This window comes from Verrucosispora sp. SN26_14.1, assembly GCF_004307965.1.
Classification (GTDB): Bacteria; Actinomycetota; Actinomycetes; order Mycobacteriales; family Micromonosporaceae; genus Micromonospora.
This window is the reverse complement of sequence record NZ_SISL01000312.1, coordinates 1-6,904: the sequence shown is the minus strand read 5'-3', so window position 1 is coordinate 6,904 and position 6,904 is coordinate 1. Positions and strand designations below refer to the sequence as shown.

Sequence of the window (6,904 nt, the reverse complement as noted above, 5' to 3'; positions counted from 1 at the left end):
AGATGTGGATAATCGACAGACGCCGGCCCCGGCGCCACCCGGCCCACCGCCGTCGACCTGGACACTCTCGGCACACCGGCCCTCGCCGTCCAGGCGACGGACCCGCTGCCGAGCGGTCCCGAACGTCCGGACCAGCCGATGACCGGCGCGATCAACGGGCCGTCGTCAGGCGGGCCCGACCCGGTCGGCGACGGCGGTGACCTCACCCCGACGGCGGGCCGGGCACCCGGGCGTACCCGCACGCCACGTCCCCTCGCCGAGCCGCCGAACCGGGCCGTGCCGGCAACCCGGTCCGGCGACCAGGCCCGGTCGTCGAGCCCGTTCGACGATCCGAGCCCGAGCGCGTACACGCCGCCGCCCTGGGCCGGGCCGAACCAGAGCGGCGGTACGGATTCCGCCGACACCGTGCCCGTGCCGCCGGGCGCCGATCCCGCGTCGGCGCACGACGACGGGGTACCGACCGACGGCGGTCTGCCGGACGGCGCGGTGACACCGGCGGCCCGTCCGGCGGAAGGGCCGGAGACCGCACCCTGGCCCCGACACCGGCTCCCGTTGCCCGACCTGAACACGACGGAGTCCTGGAACGCCTTCGCACCGGCCCGCCGCCCCGACCCGGCCGACGAGACCGCGCCGCCGACCGGATCGGGCACCGACGGACCGTCGGACGACGCCGCCGACCGGGTCGACTCCACCACCGGGCCCGACCCGGCGGCAGCCGCCCGCGACCTGACGGCCGCGTTCACCAAACCGCCCGTCCCCCGTGCCGAGCCTGCCGCGCCGGAGCACGAGCGGGAGAAGGGACGCCGGGGACTGTTCCGGCGCAGCCGGCCCCGCCCCACGGAGACCGAGCCCGCGGAGCAGGAAGAACCGCTCGCCGCGCAGGACGAGGAGTACGTGGACTGGGTGGCCGGACTCGGCCGCCCGTCGATCGAGGACGAGCCGCTGCCGAAGGAGACCCGCCGCCGACTGCGGCCGACCGGCCGGCACCACCGGGAGTAGCCGGGACGGTCGTCAGGCCAGCGGCAGGTACACCCGCCCGCCGGAGGCGAGGAACTCCTCGGACTTGTCCTGCATGCCCCGGGCGGCGTACTCCTTGAGGTCCTGACTGATCTTCATGGAGCAGAACTTCGGCCCGCACATCGAGCAGAAGTGGGCGGTCTTCGCCGGCTCGGCGGGCAGCGTGGCGTCGTGGTACGACCGTGCCGTCTCCGGGTCGAGCGAGAGGTTGAACTGGTCCTCCCACCGGAACTCGAACCGCGCCTTGGAGAGCGCGTCGTCCCAGGCCTGCGCGCCCGGGTGCCCCTTGGCCAGGTCCGCCGCGTGCGCCGCGATCTTGTACGCGATGACCCCCGCCTTGACGTCGTCACGATCCGGCAGCCCCAGGTGCTCCTTGGGCGTGACGTAGCAGAGCATCGCGGTGCCGAACATGCCGATCATCGCCGCGCCGATGGCCGAGGTGATGTGGTCGTACGCGGGCGCGACGTCGGTGGTCAGTGGACCGAGCGTGTAGAACGGCGCCTCGTGGCACCACTCCTGCTGGAGGTCCACGTTCTCCTTGATCTTGTGCATCGGCACGTGGCCCGGTCCCTCGATCATCACCTGCACGTCGTACTCCCAGGCGATCCGGGTCAGCTCGCCAAGCGTCCGCAGCTCGGCGAACTGGGCCTCGTCGTTGGCGTCCGCGATCGAGCCCGGCCGCAACCCGTCGCCGAGCGAGAACGTCACGTCGTAGCGGGCCAGGATCTCGCACAGCTCCCGGAAGTTCGTGTAGAGGAAGTTCTCCTCGTGGTGCGCCAGGCACCAGGCCGCCATGATCGATCCGCCCCGCGACACGATGCCGGTCACCCGGTTGACCGCCAGCGGCACGTACGGCAGCAGCACCCCGGCGTGCACCGTCATGTAGTCCACGCCCTGCTCGGCCTGCTCGATCACGGTCTCCCGGAACACCTCCCAGGTCAGCTTCACCGGGTCGCCGCCGACCTTCTCCAGCGCCTGATAGATCGGCACCGTACCGATCGGCACCGGCGAGTTGCGCACGATCGACTCGCGGGTCTCGTGGATGCGCTTGCCGGTGGACAGGTCCATCACGGTGTCCGCACCCCACCGGGTGGCCCAGGTCAACTTCTCGACCTCCTCGGCCACCGAGGAGGTCACCGCCGAGGTGCCGATGTTGGCGTTGACCTTGACCAGGAACGCCTTGCCGATGATCGCCGGCTCGCACTCCGGGTGGTTGATGTTCAGCGGCAGCACCGCCCGACCGGCAGCGATCTCGTCCCGGACGAACTCCGGTGCCATCCCCTCCCGGATCGCCACGAACTCCATCTCGGGCGTGACGACCCCGGCCCGCGCGTACGCGAGCTGCGTGGGACGGTTGCCGTCCGCCCCGCCCAACGGGGTTCCGGCACCGCGTACCGGGGCGACGTCCCCCCGCTCGGCGATCCACGGTCCCCGCAACGGCGGCAGACCGACCTCCGGGTCCGAGCCCGGCCCGGCGGTGTCGTAGAGCCGGACCGGCGGGTTGTCCCCGGTCAGCTCGACCTCCGCGAACGGCACCCGGACGTCCGGTCGCGAACCCTCGACATAGACCTTGCGACGTGCCTGCATGACAGCCTCCCTCGCCTAAGCGGACCAGCCGAAGTGGTCCATCGGGCCGCGTCCCGCGCCCAACTCCCAGTCCCGCGCACCGGCCAGCGCGCGGGTGACGTACTCCTTGGCGGCGGCGACCGCCGCCGGCACCGGGTCGCCCAGTGCCAGCCGCACGGCGGTCGCCGCCGAGAACGAACAACCGGTGCCGTGCGTGTGCCGGGTCGGCACCCGTGGGGCCCGCAGCACCGTCGTGCCGTCCGGACCGTGCAGCACGTCCACCGCCTCATCGCCGGTGTCCACGTCACCGCCGGTCACGATCACCCACTCGGCTCCGCCCGCCGCCAGCGCCCGCGCCGCCGCCGTCATCTCCGCCACTCCGGTCACCGGCGCCCCGGTGAGGGCGGCAGCCTCCGCGCTGTTCGGCGTCGCCACCCGGGCGTACGGCAACAGCCGCTCCACCGCCTCCACCACGCCGAGACGATGTCCACTGGTGGCGACCAGCACCGGGTCGACCACGAGTTGCGGCAGCCGACCGGCCGCCGCCGCCTCGGCGATCGCCTGCGCCACCGCCGGCGTACCGAGCATCCCGGTCTTGACCGCGCGCACCTCGAAGTCGGACAACACGCTGTCCAACTGGTCGCTGACCATCTGCGGCGGCAACGGCAGGACCGCGTCCACCCCCCGGGTGTTCTGCGCGGTCACTGCGGTGAGCACACTCGTGCCGTACGCACCGAGCGCGGCGAAGACCTTGAGGTCGGCCTGGATGCCGGCACCGGCACCGGAGTCCGAGCCGGCGACGGTGAGCACGGTGGTCGGGGTTGTCACGTGTCTCCTCTTGGCTTGGTTCTTGCTTGTTCTGGGTTGCGGTTCAGGGCTGCGGCCGACCGTGCCCACGCAGGGATCAAGCCTGACCGCCCGGAGTGGGCACGGTCGGCCGCAGCCCGTCGTGGGCGTTGCCCGTCGGGACGGGTCGGTGGGGTGGGGGCTGGGGGCTGCTTCTGGAGAAGCTCGTGGTGGGCGATGGTGAGGGTGGTGGCGACCTGGTGGGGGTCTCGGGCGCGCATGATGGCGCCTTGCACGGCCACACCGGTGGCGCCGGCCTCCACGCAGGCCCGGACCTGTGCGGGAGTCTCGATGCCGCCCAGAGCGAGAACGGGCACGGGGCTGCGACCCACCAGGGCGGCCAGGCCGTCGGGGCCCAGCGGTGGGCCGTGACCGGGCTTGCTGCGGGTGGGAAAGACCGGTGACAGGGTCACGTAGTCCTCGGTGGTGAGTCGGTCCAGCTCCGCCTCGTCGTGGCAGGAGCGGCCGACCAGGTCGGCGACGGGTGGCGGGTACGGGCCGGCGGCCGGCAGGTGGAGCGCGACGAATGCCCCGCCGAAGGTGCTGGGGATCCGCGGGGCGGGCTCGGTCTCGGGCAGGAGCGGGTCGGGGCCGGCGACGATCAGGGTGCCGCCCGCCTCGGCCAGGATCGGTCGCAGCTCGGCGGCGAGCACCAGGCGCTCGACACGCGGCAGGTCCTTCTCGCGCAGCACCACGCACCGCACTCCCCCGGCGACCGCCTGCGCCACCACATCGCGCAGGTCCCCCCGCGCCGCCCGGCGATCCGTCAACAGCACCACACCCGAGACCAGCTGGAGCTTGGTACGAAGAGTCTCCTGGAGGGGCGGGTCAACACCAGGATCGGCGACGTGGCGGGTCACAGGTCTGGTCGACCGTCGTCGGGCGTGGAGGCGAGCGCGTGGAAGCGACGCGGAATACGTCCCGCGCCGTACGCGAGGCGGCCCGCCTCGATCGCGTACCGCATCGCGGTGGCCATCGCGACCGGGTCCTCGGCCCGGGTGACGGCGCTGGCCAGCAGGACCGCGTCACAGCCCAGCTCCATGGCCAGGGCCGCGTCCGAGGCAGTGCCGATGCCCGCGTCGAGGATCACCGGGACCGTCACGTCCTGACGGATCAGCCGGATGTGGTGCGGGTTGTTGACGCCCAGCCCGGAGCCGATCGGCGCGCCGGCCGGCATCACCGCAGCGCAACCCACGTCGGCCAGCCGCCGGGCCAGCACCGGATCGTCCGACGTGTACGGCAGCACGGTGAACCCGTCGTCGACCAGTTCCTCGGCGGCGCGCAGCAGCTCCACCCCGTCGGGCAGCAGCGTGCGCTCGTCGCCGATCACCTCCAGTTTGACCCAGTCGGTGTCGAACGCGTCCCGGGCCAGCCGGGCCACCTTCACCGCCTCACCTGCGGTGTAGCAGCCGGCCGTGTTCGGCAGCAGACGTACGCCACAGCGGTCCAGCAGGTCGAGCAGGCCGCCCGAGCCGACCGCGACGGTGTCCACCCGGCGCAGGGCCAGCGTGACCAGCTCGGTGCCGGAGGCACGGATCGCCTGCTCCAGCACGTGCAGGTTGGCGGCCCCGCCCGTGCCCAGGACCAGCCGGGAGCCGAACCGGACCCCGCCCAGCTCGAAGCCCTTCGTGCCGGCGTCCACCTCGTGCCCGTCAGTCGACGGTGTGCGGTCCATCCCGCTCACCCGCCCTGGGCGGCGCTGAGCACCTCGACCCGGTCGCCGCCCCGCAGCACCGTCGCCGGCCAGTCGGTACGCGGCACCACCTCGCCGTTGACCGCCACCGCGACGCCGCGCGGCTGCGGGGTCACGTCGCGGACCAGTTCGGCGACCGTGACCTCGTCCGACACATGGCGTCCGACACCGTTCACCGTCAACTCCATCAGGCATCCTCCGTTCACTGCGCAGGTCGGGTGGCGTCGCCGGACGCGCCGAGGCCCTCCCCCGGTCCGACGTGGGCAGCGGACGTGCCGAAGCCCTCGCCCGGTCCGGCGTCGGCGACGAACGCGCCGAACCGGTCACCCGGTCCGACGTCGGCGGCGAAGCGCTCGGGGCGGAACGGGCTGCCGATGGTGTCGGCGGTCGCCCCGGTCACCAGGTCGGTGATCAGGTCGGCGGTCACCGGGGTGAGCACGATGCCGTGCCGGTGGTGACCGGTGGCGACCAGCACGTCCGGCCGGCCCGGCAACGGACCCAGGATCGGGGCGTTGTCCGGGGTGCCGGGGCGCAGCCCGGCGATCGCCTCCACCAGGTCGTACTCGGCCAGTTCCGGCAACAGATCGGTCGCGGCACGCAGCAGTCGCAGCACCGCCCCGGCACCGACCGCCAGATCGGAGCGCTCCTCGACGGTCGCCCCGACGACCACCTCACCGTCGTCGCGGGGCACCAGATAGACGTGCTCGCCGTCGGCGTACCCCCGGATGACGTGCCGGAAGCCCGGCGGGCCGCCGTCGGGCGCGCGCAGCCGCAGCACCTGGCCCTTCACCGGGCGGACCGGCAACCCGGTGAGGGCGGCCGCGCCGCAGCCGGCGGCGATCACGGTCACCCGGGCGCGGACGTCGGCCGGTGTCCGCACCGGCTCCGGGACCACCGTCGCACCGGCCCGCTCGGCGGCGAGTCGCAGTGCCGGCACCAGTCGGCGCGGGTCGACCTGGTGGTCGGTGGCGGCGAGCGCCCCACCACGGACCCGGACCGCCAGCGCCGGCTCGCGGTCGCGCAGCTGCGAGGGGCGCAGCGGCGTCACCGGCAACCCCAGTCCCTGCTGGTACGCCCAGAGGCGACGCGCCTCGGCGAGGTCGTCGGCGGTGAGCCCGACCATCAGCGTGCCCTCGGTGCGGTAGCCGATGTCGGCGCCGGTCGCCTCGGTCAGCTCGGCGGCGAACGCCGGCCAGCGGGCGGCCGACTCGGTGAGCAGGGCGGTCAGTTCCTGCTCGCCGAAGTACGCCTCGGCCACCGGCGCGAGCATCCCGGCGGCGACGTGCGAGGCACCCGAGCCGGGCGCGGGATCGTGCACCACCACCCGCAACCCGCGCGCCGCACAGCGCCAGGCGATCGCCAGACCGATCGGCCCCCCACCCACCACAGCTACGTCGGGTGTAAGGAAGGGCCCCCTGCTAACGCCTGCGGTAGAGGAAGGGTCCCCTGCTAACACGTCAACGCTCCGATCAGCTCCGCCGCGACGCGAGCCGGATCGGCGGCGGCCGAGAGCACACCGACCACCGCCACCCCGTACGCCCCGGCGGCGCGCAGCGCGGGCACGTCCGCCACCGTCACCCCGCCGATGGCGTACACCGGCACGGTGACCGCCTCGGCCACGGCCCGCAGCCCGGAGACGCCGATCGCCGGCGGCAACCCGTCCTTGGTGGTGGTGGCCCGGCACGGACCGACGCCCAGATAACTCGCGCCGGCACCGACCGCCTCGGTGGCCGAGGCCGGTTCGCGGGCGGTGGCCCCCAGCACGGCGGCCGGGCCGAGCAC

7 protein-coding genes and 1 pseudogene are annotated in these 6,904 nt (G+C 73.8%); 1 reads left to right on the top strand and 7 read right to left on the bottom strand.

All coding sequences use genetic code 11. From position 1 onward, the window contains the following. The first annotated feature begins 138 nt into the window (after window positions 1-138). Window positions 139-999, top strand: a complete 861-nt coding sequence (locus EYA84_RS22805) for a hypothetical protein (protein WP_131055165.1) — start codon at window positions 139-141, stop codon at window positions 997-999. A gap of 12 nt (window positions 1,000-1,011) precedes the next feature. On the opposite strand, the gene thiC is transcribed toward EYA84_RS22805, so the two are convergent. The 7 genes and pseudogenes from thiC to EYA84_RS22770 form a co-directional block, all read right to left on the bottom strand. Further along, window positions 1,012-2,604, bottom strand: a complete 1,593-nt coding sequence (gene thiC / locus EYA84_RS22800) for a phosphomethylpyrimidine synthase ThiC (RefSeq protein ID WP_131055163.1) — start codon at window positions 2,602-2,604, stop codon at window positions 1,012-1,014. Between the two features lie 15 nt (window positions 2,605-2,619). Continuing rightward, window positions 2,620-3,411 (bottom strand): bifunctional hydroxymethylpyrimidine kinase/phosphomethylpyrimidine kinase, encoded by a 792-nt coding sequence (gene thiD / locus EYA84_RS22795; protein WP_131055161.1) that lies wholly within the window; start codon window positions 3,409-3,411, stop codon window positions 2,620-2,622. 200 nt (window positions 3,412-3,611) lie between these two features. Further along, window positions 3,612-4,220: pseudogene (locus EYA84_RS22790) on the bottom strand (thiamine phosphate synthase); the annotation flags it as partial. Between the two features lie 65 nt (window positions 4,221-4,285). Beyond that, window positions 4,286-5,104 (bottom strand): thiazole synthase, encoded by an 819-nt coding sequence (locus EYA84_RS22785; RefSeq protein ID WP_131055159.1) that lies wholly within the window; start codon window positions 5,102-5,104, stop codon window positions 4,286-4,288. A 5-nt stretch (window positions 5,105-5,109) separates the two neighbouring features. Beyond that, window positions 5,110-5,310 carry a sulfur carrier protein ThiS gene (thiS, locus tag EYA84_RS22780; protein WP_131055157.1) on the bottom strand — a complete coding sequence of 67 codons (201 nt, stop codon included), beginning with the start codon at window positions 5,308-5,310 and terminating at the stop codon, window positions 5,110-5,112. Window positions 5,311-5,324: 14 nt separating this feature from the next. After that, complete coding sequence (gene thiO, locus EYA84_RS22775; RefSeq protein ID WP_131055156.1) at window positions 5,325-6,578, bottom strand: glycine oxidase ThiO; 1,254 nt, start codon at window positions 6,576-6,578, stop codon at window positions 5,325-5,327. Then, window positions 6,572-6,904, bottom strand: a 333-nt coding sequence (locus EYA84_RS22770; protein WP_131055154.1) for a thiamine phosphate synthase, incomplete at its 5' end; no start/stop codon positions are given. The genes thiO and EYA84_RS22770, both read right to left, overlap by 7 nt.

What these genes read in the sequence shown, in the direction of transcription:
- thiC (WP_131055163.1), bottom strand. Translation starts at nt 2,604, where the DNA reads ATGCAGGCACGTCGCAAGGTCTATGTCGAGGGTTCGCGACCGGACGTC.
- thiS (WP_131055157.1), bottom strand. Translation starts at nt 5,310, where the DNA reads ATGGAGTTGACGGTGAACGGTGTCGGACGCCATGTGTCGGACGAGGTC.
- EYA84_RS22785 (WP_131055159.1), bottom strand. Translation starts at nt 5,104, where the DNA reads ATGGACCGCACACCGTCGACTGACGGGCACGAGGTGGACGCCGGCACG.
- EYA84_RS22805 (WP_131055165.1), top strand. Translation starts at nt 139, where the DNA reads ATGACCGGCGCGATCAACGGGCCGTCGTCAGGCGGGCCCGACCCGGTC.